This is a genomic window from Paenibacillus sp. lzh-N1, assembly GCF_002872435.1.
Classification (GTDB): Bacteria; Bacillota; Bacilli; order Paenibacillales; family Paenibacillaceae; genus Paenibacillus; species Paenibacillus polymyxa_C.
This window is the reverse complement of the sequence record NZ_CP025696.1, coordinates 5599090-5624954: the sequence shown is the minus strand read 5'-3', so window position 1 is coordinate 5624954 and position 25865 is coordinate 5599090. Positions and strand designations below refer to the sequence as shown.

The 25865-nt window shown below is 46.3% G+C and carries 22 protein-coding genes; 12 read left to right on the top strand and 10 right to left on the bottom strand.

What is annotated here, in order from left to right:
* The first annotated feature begins 30 nt into the window (after window positions 1–30).
* Window positions 31–600: a manganese catalase family protein gene (locus tag C0638_RS24990; RefSeq protein ID WP_013370315.1), complete on the top strand. Its 570-nt coding sequence runs from the start codon at window positions 31–33 to the stop codon at window positions 598–600.
* Between the two features lie 87 nt (window positions 601–687).
* Here C0638_RS24990 and C0638_RS24985 read toward each other — a convergent pair whose 3' ends face one another.
* Window positions 688–1398 (bottom strand): GntR family transcriptional regulator, encoded by a 711-nt coding sequence (locus C0638_RS24985; protein ID WP_013370316.1) that lies wholly within the window; start codon window positions 1396–1398, stop codon window positions 688–690.
* Between the two features lie 284 nt (window positions 1399–1682).
* On the opposite strand from C0638_RS24985, the gene C0638_RS24980 reads away from it, so the two are divergent.
* From C0638_RS24980 to C0638_RS24965, 4 genes are all read left to right on the top strand, one after another.
* Entirely contained in the window at window positions 1683–2657 is a 975-nt protein-coding gene (locus tag C0638_RS24980) for an SIS domain-containing protein (protein ID WP_058711207.1), read from the top strand.
* A complete protein-coding gene (locus C0638_RS24975) occupies window positions 2647–3576 on the top strand; it encodes a fructoselysine 6-kinase (protein ID WP_233902261.1) in 930 nt (309 codons plus the stop codon). Before C0638_RS24980 ends, C0638_RS24975 begins: the two co-directional genes overlap by 11 nt.
* Window positions 3577–3680: 104 nt before the next feature.
* On the top strand, window positions 3681–4997 hold the full coding sequence (locus C0638_RS24970) for an anaerobic C4-dicarboxylate transporter family protein (protein ID WP_058711209.1): 1317 nt from the start codon (window positions 3681–3683) through the stop codon (window positions 4995–4997).
* 30 nt (window positions 4998–5027) lie between these two features.
* Window positions 5028–5858, top strand: a complete 831-nt coding sequence (locus C0638_RS24965) for a sugar phosphate isomerase/epimerase family protein (protein ID WP_058711210.1) — start codon at window positions 5028–5030, stop codon at window positions 5856–5858.
* A 149-nt stretch (window positions 5859–6007) separates the two neighbouring features.
* Here C0638_RS24965 and C0638_RS24960 read toward each other — a convergent pair whose 3' ends face one another.
* On the bottom strand, window positions 6008–7084 hold the full coding sequence (locus C0638_RS24960; RefSeq protein ID WP_058711211.1) for a glycosyltransferase family 2 protein: 1077 nt from the start codon (window positions 7082–7084) through the stop codon (window positions 6008–6010).
* A gap of 389 nt (window positions 7085–7473) precedes the next feature.
* On the opposite strand from C0638_RS24960, the gene C0638_RS24955 reads away from it, so the two are divergent.
* From C0638_RS24955 to C0638_RS24945, 3 genes are all read left to right on the top strand, one after another.
* Window positions 7474–10323, top strand: a complete 2850-nt coding sequence (locus C0638_RS24955) for a methyltransferase domain-containing protein (RefSeq protein ID WP_058711212.1) — start codon at window positions 7474–7476, stop codon at window positions 10321–10323.
* A 27-nt stretch (window positions 10324–10350) separates the two neighbouring features.
* Window positions 10351–11013: a class I SAM-dependent methyltransferase gene (locus C0638_RS24950; protein ID WP_025676031.1), complete on the top strand. Its 663-nt coding sequence runs from the start codon at window positions 10351–10353 to the stop codon at window positions 11011–11013.
* 83 nt (window positions 11014–11096) lie between these two features.
* Window positions 11097–11798, top strand: coding sequence for an HAD family hydrolase (locus tag C0638_RS24945; protein WP_016819605.1), 702 nt, complete (start codon window positions 11097–11099; stop codon window positions 11796–11798).
* Window positions 11799–11899: 101 nt separating this feature from the next.
* Here the strand turns inward: C0638_RS24945 and C0638_RS24940 are convergent, their stop codons facing one another.
* The 6 genes from C0638_RS24940 to C0638_RS24915 are packed head-to-tail and all read right to left on the bottom strand — an operon-like array spanning window position 11900 to window position 18657.
* A complete protein-coding gene (locus C0638_RS24940; protein WP_025676032.1) occupies window positions 11900–13078 on the bottom strand; it encodes a YheC/YheD family endospore coat-associated protein in 1179 nt (392 codons plus the stop codon).
* Window positions 13060–13575, bottom strand: a complete 516-nt coding sequence (locus C0638_RS24935) for a GNAT family protein (protein ID WP_013370326.1) — start codon at window positions 13573–13575, stop codon at window positions 13060–13062. Before C0638_RS24935 ends, C0638_RS24940 begins: the two co-directional genes overlap by 19 nt.
* 18 nt (window positions 13576–13593) lie before the next feature.
* Complete coding sequence (locus tag C0638_RS24930; protein ID WP_013370327.1) at window positions 13594–14700, bottom strand: YheC/YheD family endospore coat-associated protein; 1107 nt, start codon at window positions 14698–14700, stop codon at window positions 13594–13596.
* Entirely contained in the window at window positions 14697–16067 is a 1371-nt protein-coding gene (locus tag C0638_RS24925; protein WP_013370328.1) for a YheC/YheD family endospore coat-associated protein, read from the bottom strand. The genes C0638_RS24930 and C0638_RS24925 overlap by 4 nt, the downstream gene beginning before the upstream one ends.
* 12 nt (window positions 16068–16079) lie before the next feature.
* On the bottom strand, window positions 16080–17234 hold the full coding sequence (locus C0638_RS24920; protein ID WP_058711213.1) for a YheC/YheD family endospore coat-associated protein: 1155 nt from the start codon (window positions 17232–17234) through the stop codon (window positions 16080–16082).
* Between the two features lie 43 nt (window positions 17235–17277).
* The gene (locus C0638_RS24915; RefSeq protein WP_058711214.1) at window positions 17278–18657 is read right to left on the bottom strand and encodes a YheC/YheD family endospore coat-associated protein; all 1380 of its coding nucleotides are present in this window, start codon (window positions 18655–18657) and stop codon (window positions 17278–17280) included.
* 162 nt (window positions 18658–18819) lie between these two features.
* Between C0638_RS24915 and C0638_RS24910 the strand changes: the two genes are divergently transcribed.
* The 3 genes from C0638_RS24910 to C0638_RS24900 all read left to right on the top strand — a co-directional run bounded on the left by C0638_RS24910 (window position 18820) and on the right by C0638_RS24900 (window position 21052).
* The gene (locus tag C0638_RS24910; protein WP_013370332.1) at window positions 18820–19164 is read left to right on the top strand and encodes a YlbF/YmcA family competence regulator; all 345 of its coding nucleotides are present in this window, start codon (window positions 18820–18822) and stop codon (window positions 19162–19164) included.
* Window positions 19165–19236: 72 nt separating this feature from the next.
* On the top strand, window positions 19237–19521 hold the full coding sequence (locus tag C0638_RS24905) for a hypothetical protein (RefSeq protein ID WP_013370333.1): 285 nt from the start codon (window positions 19237–19239) through the stop codon (window positions 19519–19521).
* A gap of 196 nt (window positions 19522–19717) precedes the next feature.
* Window positions 19718–21052 (top strand): DRTGG domain-containing protein, encoded by a 1335-nt coding sequence (locus tag C0638_RS24900; protein WP_058711216.1) that lies wholly within the window; start codon window positions 19718–19720, stop codon window positions 21050–21052.
* 43 nt (window positions 21053–21095) lie between these two features.
* Here C0638_RS24900 and C0638_RS24895 read toward each other — a convergent pair whose 3' ends face one another.
* Window positions 21096–21593 carry a sporulation membrane protein YtrI gene (locus tag C0638_RS24895; protein WP_013370335.1) on the bottom strand — a complete coding sequence of 166 codons (498 nt, stop codon included), beginning with the start codon at window positions 21591–21593 and terminating at the stop codon, window positions 21096–21098.
* A gap of 12 nt (window positions 21594–21605) precedes the next feature.
* The gene (locus tag C0638_RS24890; protein ID WP_013309582.1) at window positions 21606–21935 is read right to left on the bottom strand and encodes a YtrH family sporulation protein; all 330 of its coding nucleotides are present in this window, start codon (window positions 21933–21935) and stop codon (window positions 21606–21608) included.
* Window positions 21936–22072: 137 nt separating this feature from the next.
* Here C0638_RS24890 and C0638_RS24885 point away from each other — a divergent pair, with 137 nt between their 5' ends.
* Window positions 22073–25738, top strand: coding sequence for a DNA polymerase III subunit alpha (locus tag C0638_RS24885; protein WP_058711217.1), 3666 nt, complete (start codon window positions 22073–22075; stop codon window positions 25736–25738).
* Window positions 25739–25865 lie beyond the last annotated feature (127 nt).

Here is a 25865-nt window from a genome sequence, read left to right as displayed (position 1 = left end):
GGTACAACCTTTAATAAAGGAGGAACATGAATGTGGGTATATGAGAAAAAGCTGCAATATCCTGTACGTGTCAGCAAATGCGACCCTCACATGGCCAAGTTGCTTATGGAGCAGTACGGGGGAGCGGATGGAGAGCTCGCAGCAGCTTTGCGTTACCTGAATCAGCGGTATACCATTCCGGATAAAGTGATTGGTGTACTGAATGACATCGGGACGGAAGAATTTGCCCACCTCGAGATGATTGCAACGATGATTTACAAGCTGACGAAGGATGCGAGTGTGGAGCAATTAAAAGCGGCTGGTCTGGGCGAACATTATGCGGCACATGATCGTGCGTTATTTTATGAAAATGCGGCGGGGGTTCCTTTTACCGCGACCTATATTCAAGCCAAAGGCGATCCCATTGCGGATTTATATGAGGATATTGCGGCAGAGGAAAAGGCGCGAGCTACATACCAGTGGCTGATTGATTTGACAGATGATGTGGATTTGCAGGATAGTTTAAAGTTTCTGCGTGAACGTGAGGTGATTCATTCGCTGCGTTTCCGTGAGTCAGTAGAAATTTTGAAAGGGGAAAGAGACCGGAAGAAAGTATTTTAAGGGAATTTAGTAGGGAGGGCCATCTGCAAATGCAGGTGGCCTTTCTTTTTTAGGATTAAATCTACATAAAAGCATCTGTTCATAATCTTAAACAATCAACTCGAACCTATCCCCTAATATCAACTGCTTGGAACGATGGATTTTTTGGCCGTCTGGATTACAAACAGTACTTTTAATACACAGCAGAGGATAGCCTTCCTCAATATTTAAATAGGTGGCTACATCAAAAGAGGCAAATTCCATAACTATATATTTTCTTGATATTCCAAATGTAATCTTGTGTTTATTTTTTAAAATATCATAAAGAGATATATTATTTAAATCCTCTTGTAACAAAAAAGAAAAAGAAGAAGGGAAACGTGAATACTCTACAGATACCGGCACATTGTCAGCATACCTGATTCTTTCTATATTGATTACTTTATCCCCTGGCATTAAACCTAAATGTTCCTGATCTGATGCTGTAGCATCTTCAATCACGCATTTTATTACTTTTGCACCAGGCACTTTATTTTGTAATTTACAAGTATCGCTAAATCCAATGGTCTCTACGACATTTTTTTTGATTTTATCTTTTGTAATAAATGTTCCTTTTCCCGGAATCCGTACCAAGTAACCTTCAGAGGTAAGTGAATCAAGTGCCGCACGGACAGTTACACGACTCACATTATTGGTTTCACTTAATTCTAATTCTGTAGGGAGTTTGTCTCCTGGTTTTAGGGTACCGTTGTGGATGGAATCTAAAATTTTTTCTTGCAGCTGTCTATATAACGGTGAAGATTCTGAATGATCAATCATGCAGTTCAACCTCCAAATCAAGTTTTTATAAATGTATTATATTGTTTTATATCAGCATGCTTATATTATAACAGCATATACAATTTATGAATAGCTTGTAAGCCCTTGCAATAAGGGGTTTATCCTTTAAAAATCGGGGGAATTGAAGCAGTACTCTAGAAAAAGTAGTAAAGTGTTATTGCCTAATGTATTGTTTTGTGTTATTGTTTCTTTATAACATTCCAATACATACACCGGTGTGGAATGAAAAACAAGAAAATGTATCATACAAGGAGGAAATGATAATGGAAATCAAAAAAATTATTGAAGAAATTTTAGCAAATAAACAAGAGGCTGGCGGTATAAAGCAGGTATATTATGTAGCTTGCGGTGGTTCTTATGGTGCTTTTTATCCTGCAAAAACATTTCTTGAAAAAGAAGCAAAGGAAGTTAAGGTAGGTCTCTATACCAGTAATGAGTTTGTGCATAACACACCTAGAGCATTTGGAGAAAATTCAGTACTGGTAGTGGCATCACATAAAGGTAATACACCAGAGACTGTGAAGGCCGCAGAATTAGGTAAAACAGCAGGAGTTCCAGTTATTGCATTAACATGGGTTGAAGATTCTCCTATTACAGAACAAGCAGACTATGTGGTGAAGTACACATTTGGGGATGGCAAAGATATTGCCCGCGAGAAAACCATGAAAGCACTAATGACGGCGGTAGAGGTATTAAATCAGACTGAGGGATATGAGCATTATGAAAAATTCCTGGACGGAGTAGGAAAAATAGATCGAATTGTTAAAAATGCATGCAAACACGTGGAAAAGCGTGCGCTGGCTTTTGCGAAAAATCATAAAGATGATTCCGTAATCTACACCATGGCAAGCGGAGCTGGCTACGGGGCTGCCTATATGCAAAGCATCTGCATTTTTATGGAGATGCAATGGATTAACTCTTCCAGCATACATTCAGGTGAATATTTGCATGGACCATTTGAGATTACTGATGCTGAAATACCATTTGTCATTCAGGTCTCTGAAGGAAGTACCCGACCTTTAGATGAAAGAGCGTTAAAGTTCCTTAACCGTTATACCAAGAGAGTAGAGGTTTTAGACGCAAAGGATTTGGGACTGTCTACCATTGACAGCTCTGTGGTTGATTACTTCAATCATTCTCTATTTAATAATGTTTACCCCGTTTATAACCAAGCTTTGGCCATTGAAAGAGCGCATCCGCTTACAACTCGTAGATATATGTGGAAGGTTGAATATTAATCTTTTAGCAACCTTTAGAGGGGATATTCTTATGGAACAATATAAGGTTATTGGCATTGGTGACAATGTAGTAGATAAATATGTCCACCAGGGTATGATGTACCCTGGTGGAAATGCCTTGAACTTTTGTGCGTATGCCAGAATGTGTGGTATGGAGGCATCTTATTTAGGTAAGTTTGGTAATGATCATATAGCTCAGTATATTCAAAAGGTTATAGACGATTTAGGGATAGAACGTAACCATTGCCGGATTTTTGAAGGGGAAAATGGGTATGCGCGGGTTACATTAGAAGACGGTGATCGTGTATTTCTGGGCTCCAATAAAGGCGGTATTGCAAAGGAAAAGGCATGGGACTTTACGGAAAATGACTTGAACTACATTAAAAATTTCTCCGTAATTCATACCAGTTTAAATAGCTATATAGAGCAGGATCTCGCAACATTAAAAATAACGAATGTGCCTATCTCCTATGATTTCTCGGTACGCTGGAATGATGAATATTTGGAACAAATATGCCGGTATGCGGACATTTCATTCCTTTCATGCAGTCATTTAACGGAAAGTGAAAGAAAAAGAGAAATGCTAAAAGCACAGAAATTCGGTTCTAAAATAGTGATTGGAACTGTGGGAGAAAATGGATCAGTTGCTCTATATAAAGATCAATGGATGCACCAGCCGGCGGTATTGACGGATACCGTGGATACGATGGGAGCGGGTGACTCTTATATAACCGCTTTTATTGTAGAGATGATTAGAAGTTCTAATGCCGGAAAGATTTTCTATGGTGAAGATGAGGATATGCTTCGGAGTATCAAAGCAAGCATGGAAAAAGGAGCGGTTTTTGCGGCTAGAATATGCCAGATAAACGGAGCTTTTGGCTACGGCACACCAATTCGTTGTTTGGACTCGGAAGAATAAGCATGATAAGAATTTTGTAAGCGTATTCAGTAAAGGGCGGCTACGCCCTTGTAGATAATGAAAGATCGGTAAAGTTCGTAAAATCAAAAAAAGGGAGAATTCTTATGTTTTGGTTTGAGCTATTGATCATCTTTTTACTCATTTTCTTCGGCGCTAGAGTTGGCGATGTTTTTATGGGCTTGCTCGGTGGAGTGGGCGTAGCGATTTTTGTATTTATCTTTCATGTCCAACCAGCGGCTCCTCCCATTGATGTGATGCTGATCATTTTAGCGGTTGTATTGGCTGCCTCTGCGCTGCAGTCTTCAGGCGGACTTAACTTACTCGTCCAGATTGCAGAGAAAATGCTTAGTAAGTCACCTAAGAATATTACAATAATAGCTCCAATCATATCCTGGTTATTTACCTTCTTATCAGGAACCGGGCATGTCGTATATAGTTTATTGCCTATTATCAATAAGCTTGCCATTGATAATGATATCAGGCCGGAAAGACCCATTTCAAATAGTATCATTGCTTCCCAGCAGGCAGTAACTTGCTCACCGGTTTCAGCAGCTACTGCTGCTATGATTGGATTTATGTCACCCCTTGGAGTAAGTTTGGGAACTATCTTGGCCATTTCCATACCTGCTACACTCTTAGGTGTCATTACAAGTGCGGTGTGCACGTTGCGTAAAGGGAAAGAATTATCTGAAGATTCGGAATATTTGCATAGATTGGCAGAAGGCTTAATTGAAAAATCAGAAAAGAAGGCTGAGAAAAAAGAAACTTCAAAAGGAGCGAAAGCCGCAGTTGTTCTCTTTTTGATGGGGGTTTTAGCCATTGTTATTATGGGCATGTTTACTCAGCTGCGTCCATCCTGGGTGCTGAATGGCGAGGTTACTAGTCTATCAATGCCGCATACCATTGAAATGATTATGCTAGTCTGCGCTACTATGATTATTATCGTATGCCGTCCGGCGATTGAAACGATTCTTAACGGACCCATATTTAGGGCAGGGGCGCTGGCTATGGTCTGTGCCTTTGGGTTAGCCTGGATGAGCAGTACCTTTATTAACGGACAAAGCGCTTTTATTCAAGATCATGTTGCTACGATTGTAAATAGTCACCCGTGGATGCTTGCCGTTATCATGTTTATCGTTGCTGCTTTAACTACAAGTCAAGGTGTCACGACATTAATTATGGTACCGATTGCCATTGCACTTGATTTGCCTACCTACATCATAATTGGAGCCTGGATGGCTGTAAATGCAAACTTCTTTTTACCAGTATCTGCTCAGTGTCTTGCTGCCATATCTTTTGATACAGCGGGTACGACTAAAATTGGTAAATATGTATTGAACCACAGTTTTATGATACCTGGAATGATTAATATTATTTTATCTGTAATATTAGCTACTTTACTTGGAAGCGTTTTAATATAGCGTTGTGTAAAAAGGAGGTATCTAATTATTATGATACAGATCTCACAAATTGCGGCTGCAAACTATCATTATAAAAGATATTCTATGGAGTATTTTTTAGATTCTGTTGCAAGGCTGGGATTCCATAATATTGAATTGTGGGCTTCAGGTCCACATTTCCATTTAGACTATTTTACGTATCAGGATATAAAAAAATTAAATAAAAAAGTAAAAGAAAGAGGGTTAAAGACGATCTGCCTTACCCCTGAGCAGTATGTCTACCCGGTAAGCATCAGCCATCCTGATCCGGAGTATAGAAAGAGAAGTGTAGAGTTTTTTTGCCGGCATATCGAAGCTGCATCTTTGCTGGAATGTGACAAAGTGTTGGTGACCACAGGCATCGCATACTTGGATGTTGATGAGACAGAAATGTGGAAATGGTGCAGAGAATCTTTAGGCGAAATATGTAAAACAGCAGAAAAAGAGGGGATTTACCTTCCTATGGAGGCTTTTACCTCTTTTACCACACAGGTGTTTAATAGAGTCGAGCACATTTCCAAGATGATAAAAGAAGTTGGGAGTCCTTATTTAAAAGGTTTAGCGGATACAGATGTGATGGAAACTACAGGAAAGGATACCATTCATGATTTTATAAGGGAACTGGGAAATAATTTAATGCATGTACATTTTGTGGATGGTAATCCTGGAGGACATCTGGTGCCCGGAGAAGGAAAATTAGCAATGGTGGAAGTGTTAAAGGAACTTAACAGTATAGATTATAAGGGATATCTAGGTCTGGAATTATTGGATAGAAGGTATGTTATGAATCCGGAAAAAGCCCTGAAGGATTCGCTCACGTGGTTCGAAAAACACCTGGAATGATATAAAAACGAGCGACTTTCAAACCAAGAAAGTCGATTCCCAGAAGGAATCGACTTTTTTAAGTGCGCCTAGCATGGGTATTAACTCTGGAGCAGGAAAACCCGAACGTGAACTGGCAGGTCCCTGCCTTTAGCCATTGTTCGTCTTTCTTATTTCTGCTGCTCTAGTTGTGCAAAATACTGTTCGTTATATAAAACACTTGGATGAGTAGGATGGTGCAACTGAGCTATGCGATGATGCGATTTTGCCTTTTCGATGTCACCGATTCGGTCATAACACAGGCATAATTGCAAGTGTGGAAACCAGGTATAGTACGACGAATTGGTTAAGGCCATTACATCTTGTAGGGGCTCGATCAGCGTCGCTTGACGAAACCAATAAATGGCTTGAGCATATTGTTCATCTTCAATGAACAAATTGCCGAAAACACAGCAGAACTGAGCGCGTGGTACATCGAGGGTAAGTGTGCGGAGCAAAGCCATACGTTGCTCCTGTTTTTGTCCTTGACGATTGTAGCAATCCGCAAGCTTAAAGCAAGCAGCAATCCGATCTTCTATCCATCCTTGATTTAGCCCTAGATAATGTTCGTACTGCTGAATGGCTTCTAGCGTGCGCCCGTTATCATATAATTCATTGGCGAAGTAGTAGTGATCTCGTTCAGAAAATACGGTACCCTGCTCCCGATGTTTGAGATATATGTGCAAATTACGGTCAGTATAAGCGCGTGTCTTGTTATGAGTCACCGCCATATTACTGTGAAAGATGCTGCCTGTTACATTCAGGAACTCGTGAACAAATCCGGTCCATCTGAATCTGCGATCACGCCGTACAATTCGGTTTCTTTTGAGCTTATACAACGGCTGTCCTTGTTCATCTACGGAAAGCACATAATCCATTGTAATGCTGTCATAAGAGAGGGTGGCTTGTTTTTTCCAGGTGAGAAAGGATAGTCGATCTTTTTCTTCCAGTATGTCATCGGCATCCAGCCAAAATTGATATTCTTGCGTGGCCTGATCAAACGCATAATTGCGAGCAGCGGAGAAATCATCGCACCACTCAAAGTTGTATATCCGAGCGTTGAATGCTGCAGCGACCTCTTGGGTTCTATCGGTAGATCCAGTATCAACGATAATGATTTCATCCACCAGGTCATGGACTGATTTCAGACAGGTATGAAGGGCTTCTTCTTCGTTTTTAACAATCATACATAAGCTGACAGTTACCATGCTCTTTGTCCCCCCAAAATAACTTGGTTTAATTTCCATTTTATTAGGATAGCTTGCTCATTATGTAGAATTCGGATGGAACGTGTAGAGGAGATGATGATCATAAATTCAGTTCTGTTCTAATAAATTAGAAAATCAAGTTGGATGTTTGGGGGGAGAGAATGGATTGAACGATGTGCGTGACATTCCGGGTTAGGACGTGCGACAGGATGGGTTTTATCGTTGAATGGGGAGATTGTATTTTGTATTGTTGTCGTTTTCAATGATATTTCCAGGTGTAAGTCCATTCATACCACGCTCACTCCCAATCGCTTGGTCGCAATTATGGTATGCGTTAGGACATGGAGGGGAACGGTTATGAGGCTTCCGCCTGATGGAGGCGTTGACACATGCGTATACTAATCGGCAGCCCGGTGCACCAGAAGCCGGAAATTTTGTCTTTGTTTCTTCAAGCCTTGGAGCGCCTGGAGACACCTGACGTGCTACCGGATTATTTGTTTGTCGATGATAATGACAATCCGATTTCAAGCCAGTGGCTAGTTGAATTTTCCAATCGGCTTCCGGGTCGGGTTTTGCCCTTGTTAACAGGCTCGCAGCAAGTGGAGAATCGTAGTGATGAGCACACTCATTATTGGCCGCCTGCTCTCGTCTGGAAAGTGGCTGGCTTTAAAAATCGTCTTATTGAATATGCCCTTCAGCACAATTATGACGCGTTGTTTCTGGTCGATTCAGACCTGGTTCTCCATTCTCGTACCTTGTGCAGGCTGGTGGAGACGGAGAAGGACATCGTATCAGAGATTTTCTGGACACGTTGGCAACCGGAAGGACCGTTATTGCCTCAAGTGTGGGTCAGTGATGAATATAACTTGTTTCACCGTGAAGATGGCGAAGTGTTGTCGAAAGAGGAGCGAGCGCAACGTGAGTTGCATTTTATACACCAGTTGCATATTCCTGGTTTGTATGAGGTGGGTGGTCTAGGCGCTTGCACCTTAATCCGCAGACGGGCGCTGGAAGCAGGAATTCATTTTGGCAAAATCAAAAACGTTTCTTATTGGGGAGAAGATCGACATTTTTGTATTCGGGCGGCTGCATATGGATTTCCACTTTTTGTAGACACACACTATCCGGCAATGCATCTATATCGGGAAGCCGATCGAATGAAGGCAGAACAGCTATTATTCACCCTAAAATATTTTACATCGAACCATTCAGAGCAAGTAACACATGCGGAACACTCCGATACTTCTCCAAGCTCTCCAGCCTTCAATCATTCAGCATCTTCAAGAACCCCTAAGTTCCCTGAACCTCCAGTTATACCCGATCATCTCCACGAAACTGCTGTCTTTGCCAAGTACACAGCGGATTCGTTTGTTGTACCACCAACGTTCACTGGTCCACGACAAAGTGAGCTTTATACACCGCCTGTCTCTAATCCTAAATTGACGCTGACCATGACGGTATACAATGAGGCAGATCACAAGCTTACAGACGTGCTGCTGAGCCACCGAAAATACATTGATGAAGCAGTCATTATTGATGATGGTAGTCATGACGATAGCGGAGAGTTGTGCCGGGAAATCTTACAAGGAATCCCACTGCGTCTGATCCGCAATGAAACACCCTCTTTTACCAATGAAGTCGAACTGCGAAAGCAGCAGTGGAGAGAAACATTGGCTTCCTCTCCCGAATGGATATTAAGCATGGATGCTGACGAAATGTTCGAATCCCGCTTTGCCCAAGGGGTCCATTCTTTGTTAGCGGGAACGACAGCGGATACGATTTGTTTCAGGTTGTTTGATATGTGGTCTTCCACGCATTACCGTGATGATGAATATTGGCAGGCTCATCGGTATTACCGTCCTTTTTTAATTCGATATAAAGAAGGGTTCCCTTATAAATGGAGGGAGCAGTCCTTGCACTGTGGGAGATTACCCGAAAATGTACTTGATCTTCCCACAGAGATCAGCAACTACCGTATTCAGCATTGGGGTTGGTATACACCTGCTATTCGCATGGCTAAATTTGAGCGGTACCAGCTGCTTGACCCAAGTGCTCGTTATGGATGGAAAGAGCAATATGAATCAATTCTGGACTCGAACCCACAACTCACGCTCTGGGTGGATCAGGACAACAAAAATACAGAAAAAGAACCTACACCAGAATATGAACCTGCCCATCAGGTGGACGCCTCGGATGTCGCCAAGGTGGCCAGTGTACAGGTTATGAACAAACCCGAACCACAAATAAAAAGTGAAACCAAGGACACCTTTTATGCTACGGAGAAGGGGAAAGGAGCAGAGCAGAGTGTAAAATGCAAACTGTGTGGCTCATCTGACACGGTAGTATTTCATGATTATCAACGCTTTACCTTGATGGGATGCGGCTCCTGTGGATTGGTTTTTCGTAAGGATGTGGATCATATTCAGTCTGAGGAAATGATAGCAGAGATTTATAATGCCAATTGGGTTGCTATGCGGGATAGTGCAGCGGCGTCCACCTATGGGGATCATGCTCTTTTTGGACTTATGTTGCTCGATATGTTCAGTCCCAGAAAAGGAAAATTGCTAGAGATTGGCTCAGGCACCGGAGAATTTATCCATGCTGCCCTTCAAGCTGGCTGGAATGCAGTGGGCATTGAGCCGTCCAGTGACTCGCGTGCCTACGCCAAAAGCAAATATGAGGTAGATTTATTACCCGGCTATTGGAACGGTGAAACAGAATTAGATGCTCAAACACAACAATCTGTGGAAGTGGAAATTCACCAAGCTCATGAAGCTCAGGAAGGGATTGAGGCCGAAAGTTTAGAGGAAGAACTGGACTTATCTTTGGAGCACCCATACGAAGCCATCGCATGCTGGCATGTGCTGGAGCATATCGCGGACCCAGTCGCATTTTTGACGGATTTGTGCGAACAGCTTCAACCTGACGGAACGTTATATATTACGGTGCCCAATAAAAACTCGTTTACCAACGAGGCTTACGGCGTTCATTCACCTTTATTTACGGAGGAAGATCATTTGTACCATTATTCAGATCATACGCTGACGCTCTTGCTGGAAAAGTCCGGCTTGCGTCCGGTGGCTTTGTTCACCCGCCAGCTTCCTGCTGGTTTGGATGCCTTGCTGCAAGCACATCCATTGTACGGTGAGCTTGCCTTTACAGAACAAATGGGATTGTTGGCTAAGCTTCAAGGCGAGAAACGGGGTCATGAATTATGCTGTGTAGCAAGAGTAATCTAAACATCTCCAAAGGAGGAGGCTACATTCATGAATATGGCTGACCCGTATCTGTCTCGCTTTTTTGTATATTCTGATCCCAACTCGTCCAACATGATTTACAGACTCCCTCAAAGCTGGTGGAGTCGTCCTTATGAGTATGAGTGGTGTCTCCAATTTATGTCTGGGCAAGATACAGTATTGGACGCGGCATGTGGTATCCCTCATCCATTCAAATTTGAGCTGGCCCGCCGTTGCGCTCAGGTCTATGCCTGCGATCTGGATATACGAATCGTTTCTGTAGATGCTATCTTGGCCGAGGTGCGGCGGGATATTGGAGAGGAGGCCGCTGAGCGCATTCAGGAGATTTTACCGGTTCGGCTCCACTCCGCCCATGCCAATCTGACCGCCCTGCCCTATGAGGATGCCAGTTTTGACAAAATTGTATGTATTTCAGTGTTGGAGCATTTAACGCCCGATGAATCTTTGGCAGCCTTGCGTGAATTTCATCGAACTTTACGGGATGACGGAATGCTTCTGTTGACGTTTGATTACCCTACAGTAGATCTTTCAGCGATGGAACAATGGATAGAACAAGCGGGATTTTCGTATTGGAGTGGTGTGGATCTCAAGCTTCCACGGGGAGCTCTACACACAGATATGTGGGGCGGATTACATTGTTTTAGGACCGTTCTAAAAAAATATAAGAGTTAACGGTATGCGCAATGAGGTTTACACGGACCTCTCTTATTGCTTATCATGAGAGGGGTCGGAGTGTAAACTTACATAGGAAAGGAATGACTGATAACTACATGAACAATGCACCTGTGTTGAAGAAACCTGAGGCTATGGTATTTGATATGGACGGTACACTTTTTCAGACGGAGACGCTGCTGCTTCCTGCGTATCACAAGCTGTTTGATACGTTGCGCGCCGAAGGGCTTTATGAAGGAGAGACTCCTCCGGAGGAGCTTATTTTGAATAGTTTGGGTATGCTGCTGGATGAAATCTGGAGAAGAGTAATGCCAGAAGCCAGTGAAGCAGCTCACAGAAGAGCGGACGAGTTGTTGCTTCAGCTGGAGCTGGAGGGGTTGAAGAATGGAAGTCATGCTCTGTATCCACATGTAAAAGAAACACTCCAGGCACTTCATGAGCAAGGTGTCCGATTATTCGTAGCCAGTAACGGGCTGGAGGATTACGTAAAGGGGATTGCTGCTGCGTATGAAATGGTTCCTATTTTTGAAGGACTGTACAGCGCTGGGGAGTACAGTACGCTTTCCAAAGTGAATTTGCTAGAAATTCTGTTGAGCAAGCACGATATTTCGAATGTATGGATGGTCGGAGATCGTTCCTCCGATGTGGAAGCTGGTAAAAAGAACGGACAGACCGTGATCGGCTGTGCTTACGCTGGATTTGGTGTGAATGATGAGTTGGAAGGGTCCGATGCGATTATTACGGACTTTACCCAGCTGCTTACGCTTTATAAAAACGCCGAGTAACTGTGAAAGCACAGATAAGAGTTATAAATAGCTGTGGCGTATCATATAAATAATACATGCAAACGATGTTGGGCGATAACAAAACAAAGGAAGGCAGCCACTTAGGCGGAGCCTTCCTTTGCTTTACTCTCTGTCTTATCTTCTGTTTGTTCTTCTGCTTTCTGTTCCGTCTGCGGCTTCGGATTAATCTGAGTGTGGTAGACCCACAGGGCGTATTCCATGGGCTTGGTGATGGCACGACGATAGGTTTCTTTTTCGCCAATGCGTGAAAATACCTCGCGAGCCGGCTTCGGGTTGACTTCGAGCACGTAGATATGACCGTCCTTATTGATTGCCAAATCGAGCGCAAGCTCACATAATGCCCCATAGCTTTCTTCCAGATACGCAGCAATGTCCAGTCCGAGCTTTTCCCCTTGCTTGATGATTTTCTCTCTCTGGTCTTCATCACGAATCCATTGCGTCAGCAATTGCTTCATCGGCACTGCCTTGCCTCCGCCATGTAGGTTGGAAGTGACACTCCGATGTGCCCCGATGCGCCCGGCACATCCCGTTAGCTCCCATACTCCCTGGCTATTTTTCTGTACCAGCATACGGTAATCATGGACCCTGCCATTCGGCAACTGCACAGGAATGCCTTCCTGAACAATGTAGTTATCCATGTTCCAGCTGCTCAGACGCGGCTCCAGACGATCTAGACGTACCCGCTGCTGAGGAATAATATGGCGTTTGCGATTGCGTCCCTCAATCAGATACAGGCCGCTCTGCTTGTTAACAGGCTCAATGCGTAAAATCCCGCGGCCTCCCGTGCCGTTAATTGGCTTGAGGTATACTAGTGAATTCTGTTTGAGCATTCGCTTTACACTATGAAATCCATCGAACGGCTCTGTTGCAGGCAGATGGGGGCGAAAGGCAGCCTTTCTCGCAAGCTGCTGATGAATGGCCCATTTATTGCTCAGCGGTCGGTTTAAATAAACAAGGTCTGTATACTGCAATCGGAATTTCTTTAATTGACGATACCGCTCACTGCGCTGCACTCGGCAGCGGTCGAAAATCATATCCGGAAATTCTCGCCATTTTCGTGTCCATTTATCGCTGTGTGGATCATAGATTTGGGCAAGGAGCAGTCTGCGATCCTTATGGACATCCGCAGGAGTGAATACATACATATCCAGCCCCAGCCTTTTTCCTTCTGCAATCATGCGTTCATATATGTCACGTTCCTCCAGTTGCTTCTTACTGTTCAAATACAAAGTCATGATGCCTAGGACAGGTTTTGGCACAGCATTCCACCTTCCTCTGCCGTCTGCTCATCTTCGGATAACTTCCCACAAAATATTAGCGTGGGCTTCCCCGTCGGTCCAGTTGTCATTTCATGTGCAATAAGTCCAGCACGAAAACAGGTTTTGAGACTGGCCATATTGTCGGTGGCTACGCTGCACGTCAGACGGCGCAGCTGTTGAAGCTGGGCGGACAGCAGTCTAGCGCCCAGTCTGCGGCCCCGGTAAAGCGGACGAACAATTACGATGCAAGCATCCTTCCCATAATTCAGAGCGAGGGAAAATCCCGCAATCCGCAGCCCCTTCTCTGTGCGCACATATGCGCACAGGAGGGAGGAGCCAGGGGTGTTCAATTGCTCCGGCGTTAAAACAGCCAACTGCCGCAGAGCATTGCGAGTAATGCGCATGCCGCCCGAGCTACGAGCCAGAAACAGCAACTGTCGTCGTCTCAGTACCCAACTCCGGGCAGGCAAATGTTGAACATCGCTAATTTGCGGCATAATTCCACTTCCTTGAGATTATTTCATTCGTTCGGCCAAAAAGGAGCTGTACTGAAATATACGTCTAAGTGATTTTTGACGGATGTCCGGCTCGTCGAATTTCATCGGTTTGGCATTGGCTTCAAAAAACCAGAGGGTCCCGAGTGTGTCTACGCCCAGATCCATGGACATTTCACCATGAGAAAGACCGGATGCGCGTTCAATTTGACGTGCAATCTGAATGGCCGTACTTTTAACCTTATTCAGCAAATCTGTGCTATCCTCAGGTCCAAAGAGTGAGGACAGCAGCATAAACGGGTCCTCCACACTTCCCCCGCGCGGAACATGTGTTGTAATACTTCCCTTACCCGCTAGTCTGGCACCTACTCCGGTAATGCTCCATGCGCCACGGGCATTTTTTTGCACTAGAATGCGCAAATCGAAGGGCTTTTTCTGATAGGTTGCTAGATCGATACCCTGCTGAATGATATAAGGGGAGTTGCCTGCTTCTCGGCGAATACGTCCCCATAACCGAGACAAGGATACAGATCGGTAGGTTATGCTTTTTTTGTCATGTTGAATGGTCAACCTGTATGCCATCAGATGCTCTGGGTTGAATCTGAGGATCATAATTCCCTTTCCGGCTTTACCGTTTTCCGGTTTGAGATACAGGTATGGATATGCAGACAGCATTTTTCCTAAGGATGACAGGTTGCTTAATCGTTTGGTAATCGGAACAAGTTGACGAGTGGATTCCGAGGTGCGGAGCCATTTGAACAGTTCCCATTTGTTAAAAAAGCCTGGATTGTACAGCTCAACGCCTGAGGCATGTGCAATTTCATCCAGCTTTGTGCGCACAGATGTTTTAAGTTCATAATTACGGTTGGGGATACGATTATAAATGACCTGTGGAGATGGGAAATTTTGTTCCTCCCATATCTGTGAGTTTTTGTTGTAGATGTAGCCCTTCACTGTTTCATCCGTCAGTTTCAAGTCCCTGACAGTAACAATGTATACCTGATAACCCATGCGCGTTCCCGTTTCAAGAATATCCCTGAAGTTTCGCTGATTTCCCTTGAAAAATTGTTCATCGTCGTGCACTGTCAATACAGCAACAACTGGTTTTTGCTCCGCCCGGGTATTCATAGTTCCTCTTTTCTGCGGAATTTACTGAGGTAAAGACAGTGGTCCAAAATATGCTCCACGGATGCTTTACCCTCCGCACGCAACGATGGATGCTGAAAAATGGATCGACCTGGCTTAGAATTGGCTTCAAACATCCATACCTTTTCATCCTGATCAATGCCCAGATCGAATCCGATTTCACCCAGTAGATGCTGGTGGTGATATTCAATGGCTTCTGCTAGCGTAACTGCTACATTCTTGGCACGTTGCAGCACTTCACCCGCCCGGTCTCCGAATACACGACCGAGCGCTTGCTCGGGTGTCATCAGGGAACCGCCGTTTTTGATATGGGTCGTGACACTGCCACGTCCGGCTTTTTTGGCTCCAATGCCAACGACGACCCATTGGTTATTACCGTCTTTGTGCATATGAAACCGAAAATCAATCGGGCAATTATCAATCTCGATCAGCTGAATGCCCTGCTGAATGACGTAGCCTTTTAGCGTCTGCCCCTTATTGGAGTGAAGCATCCTCAGCATGGAATTAAAAGAGGCGAACCGCAGCAATACATTGCTATTTTTTTTTCGGTACCTTACATAGTATCCTTGCTTGGGGACATAGGACAGGCGATAGATTCCTTTGCCGAGACTGCCGCTACTTGGCTTGTAATAAGCAAATTGATGCCGCTCCAGCATACCTCGAATACGTTCAGAGCTAGGATTCATATAGGATTCAGGGACATAACGGTTAACCTCTGGATTATTTTCTAGCAAATGATAGATATCGGATTTATTGAAAAAGCTCCAGTTAAAGAAAGGAATTCGTTTACGGGAAAAGCGTTCGCGTAGTTGATTGATCGCTGGGGAAAAATCAGAGCGACGGCTCGGCAAACGATTATAAATTACGTCCGGCAGAGGTACGAGTTTACGGGTAAACTCCCCGCTGGATGACAGAAAATAGCCGTTAATCGTATCATTTTGCCAGTTGATATCCCGTGGGGTGAAGGCAAAAATATAAGACTTTTTGCTGCCTTCCTTCAACAGTTGCTTAATAAAGCCTGTGCGTGATCCGAAAGGGCGGGTGGTGGAGCTAGTAGCATCAGACAATACTCCAATCAACGGTCCAAGCTGAACATCTCCGTCCAGATTCCGCAAATAGATAGACCCGCTTTTGGGAACACGGATTGCATTGCGTAAGCCGGAGGTCAAGTATAGATGACGTCCCGCCTTCTGAATGGGTTTTACTGTTGCGGGAATCTGATCCTTGCCAAGTCGCAAACGAATGGACTTGGCTCCAGATAACTTAAGGCTTTTCAACAAGGCAGTGGATATATACGCCACCTTGTCGGGCTGCTGTGAGAAATGCACATTGCAATGCGTTAAACTCATCTGTTTATCCTCCTATACCGTATGTTCAAGGGAGGCGCCCGCGCCCTTTGGCCCTGTCGCTTTGGAATGGGTCATTAAATATCGAGCATATTCGAGCGGGCGGTTGACCGACCGAAAAGCGCACTCTGGCTGACGAGTCTGAAAAAAGGAAGCCCGACCAGGGCGGGAATTAACCTCCAACAGCCAGATATTCCCGCTCCGGTCAATACCATAATCAATTCCCAACTCGCCAAGGCGACCATAGCGTTCCTCCAACGCCCCGGCAATGGTCAAGGACAGCTCCATCATCTGCCCGATGATGAGACGTGTGCTGTCCACGCCAAATTGTTCACGAAGGTAAGGCTCTGCCGGATGGGCTTCGCCCCCACCGTGCAGATTGGAAGTCAGAGTTCCTTTTCTGCCTTCTCTCACGGCAAAGCCCGTCAGGCGCCAACAACCGTTGCCGTCCTTTTGCATGAGCGCGCGAACATCAAAGGGATGATTGCTTTGGCTTGTTAATTTCAAATAAGGCTGCACGATATAGGCGCGTTTGTGTGCAATACCGTCGATCCATGACAATCCTGCATCCAATTCAGAAAACAAGCGACGGAACGGGCGATTTTGGGAGTTCCTGCCTTGTACGTACAGTCCCTGACCTCCTTCCGCCAGCCGGAGATACAGCGTGCCCTTGCCATGTGTTCCGGACTGTGGTTTCATAAATAGCTCCGAATGGCGTTGCAGCCACTCCACAAGCTGGAGCGTATCCCGGTATGGGGCCGTAGGCGGTACAAAGGGCCGCACTTTATCTACCGTATGCAGAGCGCGATATACCTGCCATTTGCCAGGCAAGTTACGCGACCAGTAGATGAGCTTGCACGATTTTTGCTCCGCTATGTCTCCCAGTGTGCGCTTGACATTCTGGCTCTCATGGACATGGAGACAGCGGTTATAAACAATATCCGGCAAGGGAAAGCGGCCGAATGTCCATAATCCAGCACGATAAACATAACCCCGTATGGAATGATCTTCAGGTGAAACTCCTTCGGCGGTAAACGCCATTACGCTAATACCAGAGCGCTTGCCCAACAAACTTAGCCTGCGGCAGAAATCGGCTTCGGTAATAGGGGGAGTAGCGTCCTGCTTTCGGCTAACAAGCACGCCCAGCATGCCTGGCATAACAAGAGACACCGACAACAGCTCCTTTGGCAGCCGGACTCTGAAAGAGATGGATTCATTTGAATCCGGCTGAATAACAGCAGTATTCAATCATTTTTTTTACGGACGGGCGGGTTTTCTGATCGTTTAACGGCGTATTGTCATTTTTTGATGGTTTGGAATTGACCTCCAGCAACCAGATACGCCCCGTGCTGTCAATCGCCAAATCAATACCAAATTCCGCGAAATGGGCGGGAATTGCCTTTTCTACTCCGCTTGCGATATCCAGTGCTGCTGTTTTGAGAGAGGTAAGACCATTCGATTTAACAGTTGCGGGCAGCGTGGTTTTGGCCAGTGCTTCCTTGACTGTACTGAGCGTACCGCCTCTTGCCAGATTGGATACAAAGTGGCTGCCTCCGGCGATCCGAGCGACAATGGATGTTACGGTCCAGGTTCCAGACGCATTTTTTTGTACAAGCGCGCGAAAATCGACCGGACGTTTACCGTGATCAATCAAGGTAAGACCCTGTTGCAGCTGAAAGCGTGTTGATTTCATTTTTCCCGCTAAGCTTTTGTACAGTTTATCGACGTTGGCGTACGTTTGCTTTCGGGGGGTGCCCGCTGTTGTGGATAGCACCGAAAAGGTACCATCGGTTTGCTTGTTAATGCGCATAATGCCTTTACCAAGGCTTCCGCGCACGGGTTTGAGAAAAACAGAGGGATACTGGTTGCACATTTTTTTGAAAACGGCAAAGGTTTGCAGCAAGTGGGACTCGGGTAAATACTTGCGCAGGGAAGAATTCGATTTGAGTGCATCAAACACTTCGTTCTTATCCAAAAACTTTTCATTAAAAAAGGCCGTGCCGTACTGCGATTTTACTTCTTTCATGAAATGCTGTACGCTAGTTCTGTTCTCGAGTTTACGGGAGGTAAGCCGGTTATTGACGACATCGCCGGCAGGCATGACCGTCTTTTTCCAGCCTCCGTCATACACCCATCCCTGAACTCGCCCGGGCTGACTTCCGATATGCTCCGGGGTGAAGAAATACACATATGCTCCTTGTCTGCGGCATTCCCCGACTAGTTCACGGCAGAACAGGGTGATCGACCCGAAAGGCTTGTCGGGCTGTTCGGGATAGTCACGACTAACCAGCACGCTAATAAGTGGGCCCACTCGAAGTGTCCGGCGGCCTCGGCTGTAGGTTACTCGCAGATTACAACTGTCATGACTGGCATGAAGCCCCATTTTTCGGGCCAGCACGCTTCCCACGCGTAGACCGCTGTATCGGGGTACCGATATGACGGTAACCTCTTGGCGGAACGAACCGAAGGCGAGCTGAACGGGGTGGCCTGTGGATATTTTCCATTTGCGAAGCAGGGACTCGCCGACCATGAGTACGTCATCCTGCAAGATGCCCGATCCGATGATTTGAATCGTTGTTTTTTTGATGGACATCGTGGATCTCCTTCCGGGCAGCAACTTGATGTCTTGAAAGTAACGGGAAACGTGAATGGGCTGTAATAGCACTGATTCATCATATGAGGACATATATACCTTGGTGATTGACGGACAATGTGAAATGTTGACACAAAACTTGTAATGGAGGAATGAACAATCATGAATATCTATGACAAAGCCCATGATTTAGCGAAAGCATTGAAGGAAAGCAAAGAGGTAGAGGAAATTACATCAGCGATGAAGCTGATTGAGACTGATCCGGAAGCCAAGAAAATGCTCGACGATTTCCGTGAACGCCAAATGGAAGTGCAACAGCGGATGATGAGCGGCGATATGCCAGCACAGGAAGAGATGGAAAAGATGGAAAAAATGTTCGAGGTACTCAGCTTGAACCTTAACATCCGTCGTCTGTTCGACGCTGAACGTCGCCTGGCAGTGATTATTGAGGACGTAAATAAGATTATTGCAGACAGTCTTCAACATTTGTACGGTTCGTCTCTGTAAGTTTGTCTCATATTCCTTCCTGTCCTCTCATAGACTAGATACATAGAGTCACAGGGAGAGGAAGGGATACGATTGGGTTCTTTTAAAAAATGGAAACACGGTATGTACACACTGATCGCATTGGCTATGGTATTGGTCGCGTTACCACGCATCTCGCTGGCAGGTGGTTTGAACTGGGTCAACGGCTTTGGGATGGTATGGGTACTTTTTGCGTTGCTTGTCATCGGAGCGAACCTGCATTTTTTGCTGGGTGTAGATGAGGAAAAACGCAAAACGCTGGAGCGTGTGCGACGGGCCAAAATGCAGCAGTGGCAGATGAAATGGGATAATAAAGCTGACAAAGGCAATATGCTGTAAGTTTTCCTCCGGATTGTCCTAAGCTTGCTCCTAAATTACAAATCAATCCTAGTACGAAGCGGTCTCTTGTAACAAGGGACCGCTTTTTTGTTATTTCCAAAGGAAAGATATCCTAATAACAAGGGTCTAAAACAAAGGGGTTTTGTGGTATAATAGATACAGAATGATACAGATTGAACGTTGGGGGTGTAACAGGTTGGACGGGCTAGATGAAACAGTTACGAAGCATGAGCAGCTATTGCGTCATATCGAGCAGTTGAAAATAGGCTCCAAAATTTCTGTACGCAGGTTGGCTAAAGAAATGAGCGTTAGCGAAGGCACGGCTTATCGGGCCGTGAAAGAAGCAGAGAATTTAGGAATTGTCATTACCAAGGAACGGATCGGAACAGTACGAGTGGAGAAGCGCCCACGTGGCTTGTCTGAGCAGCTGACCTTTGCGGATGTCGTGAATATTGTAGAGGGACATGTGCTGGGCGGAAGCGAGGGGCTAGAGAAGCCGTTGCACAAGTATGTGATCGGGGCGATGCGTGAGGAAGCGATGGCTCGTTATATTGACGCAGGCAGTTTGCTGATCGTAGGTAACCGGGAGGATGCACATTCGCTTGCATTAGAGCAAGGGGCAGGTGTGCTGATTACAGGGGGGTTCGGTACGAGTCGGGAGGTTAAGCAGCTTGCAGACCAGATTAGTCTGCCGATTATTTCCTCGCGCCATGATACATTTACGGTGGCATCTATGATTAATAGAGCAATATTTGACCGCCTGATCAAAAAGAAAATTATGTTGATTGAAGACATTGCGGCAAGCAAACCGAAGACGCTGACCTTGAAAATCAACAGCACGCTTACCGAATTTGAACAGCTATCAGCGACCACAGGATATCATCATTTTGCCATAGTGGATGAATGGAATCGTTTAATTGGTATCGTCAGCCGTAAAGATGTGGAAGGACTTCAACCTGAGCATACGATGGATAAATGTATGATCCGTAACCCAATTACGGTCACCTACCAGACCTCGCTGGCTTCTGCTGCTCAAATGATGGCATGGGAAGGTGTAGATTACTTGCCGGTCGTGGACCGCAACCGTAAGCTGCTTGGGTCCGTTACACGGCGTGAGGTGCTGGAAGCACTGCGTAACGCCCAAAAGCAGCCACAACTGGGCGAGACGTTCGACCAGCTGATTTGGAACGGTTTTGCTGAGGAGCGTAATGAGGACGGATCCTTATTTTTTCGCGGTTTTATCATTCCACAGATGGCCACCAATTTAGGGACGATCTCGGAAGGCGTACTGGTCAACGTGATGACACAAGCGGGCTACCGAGCAGCTAGAGATATGAGCGGCAAGGATTATGTGCTGGATAATTTGACGACTTATTTTATTCGACCGGTACAGATTGAGGATGCTGTCGTTCTTCGTCCGTTGCTGCTCGAGATGAGTCGCCGCACATGTAAGCTAGAAATTGCGATTTCACGGGAAAATCATTTGGTGTGTAAAGCAGTGATGACGCTCCAATCTATTGAACATGGTTGATCTACCTCTGGATTGGAGCAAAAGGTGGGGTGAAATAGATCGATTAGTGGCTTTGAGGCAGTCTTTCTTTGGCCTCCAGCCAAATTTGCAGCACACCTTCCATTACAAGCATCGTTTTGACCTGGATTGTATACTCCTTGTCACGAACGGTGTATTTTTTTTGGTGCAGCAACATACGTACCAGCTTGCTATCAGAGTCAATCTCAAACATATCTCTGCCGCGCAGCACCTCCAGATCACGACTGACGCGGCGAAGAAGCTCTTTTAGATTAATAGAGTCAATTTTTTCAGCCGAAGCTTCCTCCGCGATCAGCTTGATTTCTTTGATGACGGTTTGGCGCTTGCTGTATTTACGTAATGTTTTGTTGTCCTCTTCGGCTTGCTGGAGCTGGAATTGAAGGTCCTGGTTGTTCACCCACAGCTGATTGAAGCTCGCATGCCAGATGGCATTATAGATCATTCCTCCCGTAATCATACCGAGTACAAAAACGGAGGATAATTGCATAAAAGGGCGCAGGCGCTCAAAGGGGGGAACTCTCATAGTCGTTTCACCTCACGGCCGTCCGTTGCCGCATACCCACTTGACCAGCTCTGCACCCATATGAGCGCCTAGAAAGGCGAAAATCAAATACAATATCTGCTTAATGGCAGGTGACAAATTACCATCCAACATATTGCTCTCAATGACCCGGATCGGGTCCATCGTTCCCCCCACAGCGGCGGCAAGCGCCCATATTTTAATCCTTCCTGCAACCTCCAGCATCGTCTGGGTAGGTGGCTGAAGCGATACTACAGCTCCCATTCCGCCGAGCATGGCTCCTCCGAGCACGATGCCGAAGGCAATGAAGAAGTCGAGAATCGCTTTGGATATAAAAGTGCTCATGCCCTTTTCCTCCTTGGGTATATGAATCAGGACCGCGCTTGTCCGCCCGGGTCTGTACTTTTATTCTATGGGCGCTACTAACGCGGATATGATAAAATAGTTTGAAGAAAATCAAGCGGTGAAGGGAAGAGAAGCGCATGAGTTCATTTGTGCATTTGCATGTTCACAGCGAGTACAGCCTGCTGGACGGCGCGGCTCGTACCGAGGAATTGGTCAAACAGGCATCAGCTTACGGAATGAAGGCGCTGGCTCTTACAGATCATGGGGTCATGTACGGTGCCATTCCTTTTTATAGAGCATGTGTAGAGAACGGCATTAAGCCGATTATCGGGTGTGAGGCTTATATGACGGCAGGATCGCGCAAGGAGCGTGGCAGCCGGAAGGATCAGCCTATATATCATTTAATTTTGCTCGCCAAAAATAAAACAGGCTATCAAAATCTAATGAAGCTGTGCTCCATTGGCCATTTGGAGGGTTTTCACTATAAGCCGCGCATCGATATGGATGCTTTGGCTGCCCATCATGAAGGCATCATATGCTTGAGCGCTTGCTTGGGCGGTGAAGTGCCGCAGCATTTGCTGCATGGCAGAGAAACCGAAGCACGACGTGCAGCGGAACGATACCATAGCATTTTTGGCGATGACTTTTATCTGGAGCTTCAGGATCATGGTCTGTCGGAGCAAAAGCGCGTAAATCCTCAATTGATCGCACTGGCAAAGGAACTGGATATTCCGCTAGTGGCGACGAATGACGTGCATTACTTAACCGAGCCGGATGCTGATGTCCAGGACGTCCTGATCTGTATTGGGACAGGGAAGACAGTTGACGATGAGGAGCGCTTGCGGATACCAACACGTCAGTTGTATCTGAAAAGTCAGGAGGAAATGGCTCGTTTATTTCCACATGTAGCAGAAGCCATCGCCAATACAGTGCGTATTGCTGAGAAGTGCGAGCTGGAACTGGAATTCGGCCAATCTATTTTGCCTGAATATCGCCCGCTGCCGGAGGACATGACGTCTTCGTCCTATTTGCGTAGTCTGTGCGTGCAAGGGCTGGAGCGTCGCTATGGAGGCGATCCTGTGTGGGAGCAGCCAGAGGAGCGGGAAAGACTGGACCAGCGGCTGAACTACGAATTAAATACGATCGATAGTATGGGTTTCAGCGATTATTTCCTGATCGTATGGGATTTTATCGCTTTTGCTCATAAGCATAAGATTGCAACCGGTCCGGGACGGGGTTCCTCCGCAGGTAGTTTGGTTGCCTATGTGCTTAATATCACGAATGTTGATCCAATGAAATACAATCTGCTCTTTGAACGGTTTCTGAACCCTGAACGGATCAGTATGCCGGATATAGATATTGATTTTAGCGATGAACGCCGCGACGAGGTTATCGACTATGTAGTACAGAAGTACGGAAATGAGCATGTAGCGCAAATTATTACCTTTGGGACATTAGCGGCAAGAGCTGCAGTCCGTGACGTCGGCCGTGTATTGAACGTGCCGTATGGCGAGGTGGACAAGGCAGCCAAGTTGATCCCGGCGCAGCTCGGTATTAATATCCGACATGCGCTGGAGATTACCCCCGAGCTGAAGGCTCTGTATGAAACGAAGCCCAAGACACGTGAACTGCTGGATATGGCGATCAAAGTAGAAGGAATGCCTCGTCATGCTTCGACACATGCGGCAGGTGTTGTCATCTCGCGGACTCCACTGACCGATGCTGTTCCGCTGCAAGAGGGGAGCGAAGGGGTTCCTTTAACGCAGTACTCGATGGAAAATCTGGAACGCATCGGTTTGCTGAAAATGGATTTCCTTGGACTGCGTACGCTCTCCATTATTGAACGGTGCATGCGCTGGATTGCGGAGCAGCATGGAGAAACACCTGACTTTAGCCGTATTCCCGATGATGACCCGCATACCTATGACTTGCTGGGCAAAGGAGATACAGGAGGCGTGTTCCAGCTGGAGTCGGCCGGTGTACGCCGGGTGCTCAAGGATTTGAAACCGAGTGTTTTTGAGGATATCATTTCTGTCGTGGCTTTGTATCGTCCGGGTCCGATGGGCTTTATTCCTAACTTTATACAGGCTAAGCACGGACAGATTGAGATTTCTTATCCACATTCTGATCTTGAACCGATCTTAAAGGATACGTACGGTATTATTGTGTACCAGGAACAAATCATGCAGATTGCTTCGCGCATGGCTGGCTTTTCTTTGGGAGAGGCTGATCTGCTGCGCCGCGCGGTATCCAAGAAAAAGCGTGAGGTGCTGGATCGGGAACGTGGCCATTTTGTCGATGGCAGTATCAAGCAGGGCTACACGGAGGAGGAAGCTGGAAGGGTTTACGATATGATCGTCCGTTTTGCCGACTACGGTTTTCCGCGTGCCCATGCCGCCGCTTATGGTGTGCTAGCATTCCAGACGGCTTATCTTAAGGCTCACTATCCTGTACAATTCATGGCTTCCATGCTGACGGCCGTAATGGGAAGTCACCGAAAAGTGGCTGAATATGTCGTCGAATGTCGTCGTATGGATATCGCAGTGTTGCCGCCTGATGTGAATGAGAGTGGGGTGCTGTTTACCCCATTACAGCACGGTGATATCCGCTTTGGACTGGCTGCAATTAAAAATGTCGGCACACAAGCAATGGAAAGCATTCTTGCTGTTCGTAAGGAACGTCCTTTCGACAGTCTGCTCGATTTTTGTCGACGTGTTGATTTAAGGGTGTGTAATAAGAGAGTGATTGAATCGCTCATTCAGGCAGGGGCATTTGATTCATTGACAGGCCATCGGGCACAGTTGCTTGCCATGCTTGATGAAACGGTGGATGCAGCTGCCAAATGGCGCAAGGAACGTGACGATTTGCAAATTGATATGTTTGGGTTTGTGGAAATGCCTAATTGGGATATCGAATATCCCAATGTACCCCCATTTAGTACCAGCCAGCAATTAGAGCTGGAACGCGAACTGCTGGGACTGTATTTGTCTGGGCATCCGCTAGATGATTTTGAGTCGCTGCTGGAAAGCAGCCAAGCGGATCGTCTGATGGAGCTGAGCGATGTGCCAGATGAAACGGTTATTGTGACCGCAGGCATGGTGGTGTCACTCAAGACGATTACGACCAAGCAGGGAAAGGCTATGGCCTTTATTGAGCTGGAGGATCAGATTGAACGCTGTGAGGTTGTGCTGTTTCCTGAAGTTTGGAAGCGAAGCCAGCAGTGGATTGAAAAAGGTGCCTTGCTTGCACTTCGCGCCAAGATGCAGCAGCAGGACGAACACTTCAAGCTCCTAGCGGATGAGGCAGTTCCGTTGGCGGAAGACGCGCTGTCACGGCTTCTTCAGCGCCGGCGTACCGGAGCACGTTCGTCCGCAGCAGCTGGAACATCCGTGCCAGCTGCTGGCAATACGGGCGGGAGAGCGCCACGTGTGTCGACCTCGCTTTCGGCAGCAGCTCCATCAGCGTCGCCCCAGCAGAAGGAGGCTCGTCCCGTAGCGGCTTCTTCACAACGCAGAGGCGAAGCGGCTCACAGTGAGCAGGTGCCTTCCCCGCGCGGCTCGGAATCGCCCGCCCGTCAGCGGGTGTTTGTCAAAATCACCCGCCAGGCCGAGGAGGACGCCAGCTTGCTGGTCAGCCTCAAGGCATTGCTACAGGAGCATCCCGGTGCTGTACCTACCGTACTTTTTTACGAGAGCAACCAGCGTCTGCTGGCGTTGAGTGATGCTTACAGCATTAAGCCTTCTCCTCAGCTTTTTGATCGAATGGAATCGATGCTGGGTGAAGGCACCGTGAAAGTCAAATGACAGGCACACAGCAACTCGTCTTTATTGTAACGGTTTAATGAACATTTTCCTTCCCTTTCGCATACACTTGGAAAACTGGCGGAACAGGAGGTTCAACACGTATCCTGCACCATAAAGTCCCGCACGG

Coding starts and splice junctions, on each gene's coding strand:
- C0638_RS24970 (WP_058711209.1), top strand. CDS start 3,681: ATGTTTTGGTTTGAGCTATTGATCATCTTTTTACTCATTTTCTTCGGC.
- C0638_RS24965 (WP_058711210.1), top strand. CDS start 5,028: ATGATACAGATCTCACAAATTGCGGCTGCAAACTATCATTATAAAAGA.
- C0638_RS24915 (WP_058711214.1), bottom strand. CDS start 18,657: ATGTCCATCAAAAAAACAACGATTCAAATCATCGGATCGGGCATCTTG.
- C0638_RS24950 (WP_025676031.1), top strand. CDS start 10,351: ATGAATATGGCTGACCCGTATCTGTCTCGCTTTTTTGTATATTCTGAT.
- C0638_RS24885 (WP_058711217.1), top strand. CDS start 22,073: ATGAGTTCATTTGTGCATTTGCATGTTCACAGCGAGTACAGCCTGCTG.
- C0638_RS24890 (WP_013309582.1), bottom strand. CDS start 21,935: ATGAGCACTTTTATATCCAAAGCGATTCTCGACTTCTTCATTGCCTTC.
- C0638_RS24945 (WP_016819605.1), top strand. CDS start 11,097: ATGACTGATAACTACATGAACAATGCACCTGTGTTGAAGAAACCTGAG.
- C0638_RS24925 (WP_013370328.1), bottom strand. CDS start 16,067: ATGAGTTTAACGCATTGCAATGTGCATTTCTCACAGCAGCCCGACAAG.
- C0638_RS24895 (WP_013370335.1), bottom strand. CDS start 21,593: ATGAGAGTTCCCCCCTTTGAGCGCCTGCGCCCTTTTATGCAATTATCC.
- C0638_RS24980 (WP_058711207.1), top strand. CDS start 1,683: ATGGAAATCAAAAAAATTATTGAAGAAATTTTAGCAAATAAACAAGAG.
- C0638_RS24935 (WP_013370326.1), bottom strand. CDS start 13,575: ATGCCGCAAATTAGCGATGTTCAACATTTGCCTGCCCGGAGTTGGGTA.
- C0638_RS24955 (WP_058711212.1), top strand. CDS start 7,474: ATGCGTATACTAATCGGCAGCCCGGTGCACCAGAAGCCGGAAATTTTG.
- C0638_RS24910 (WP_013370332.1), top strand. CDS start 18,820: ATGAATATCTATGACAAAGCCCATGATTTAGCGAAAGCATTGAAGGAA.
- C0638_RS24930 (WP_013370327.1), bottom strand. CDS start 14,700: ATGAATACCCGGGCGGAGCAAAAACCAGTTGTTGCTGTATTGACAGTG.
- C0638_RS24985 (WP_013370316.1), bottom strand. CDS start 1,398: ATGATTGATCATTCAGAATCTTCACCGTTATATAGACAGCTGCAAGAA.
- C0638_RS24960 (WP_058711211.1), bottom strand. CDS start 7,084: ATGGTAACTGTCAGCTTATGTATGATTGTTAAAAACGAAGAAGAAGCC.
- C0638_RS24990 (WP_013370315.1), top strand. CDS start 31: ATGTGGGTATATGAGAAAAAGCTGCAATATCCTGTACGTGTCAGCAAA.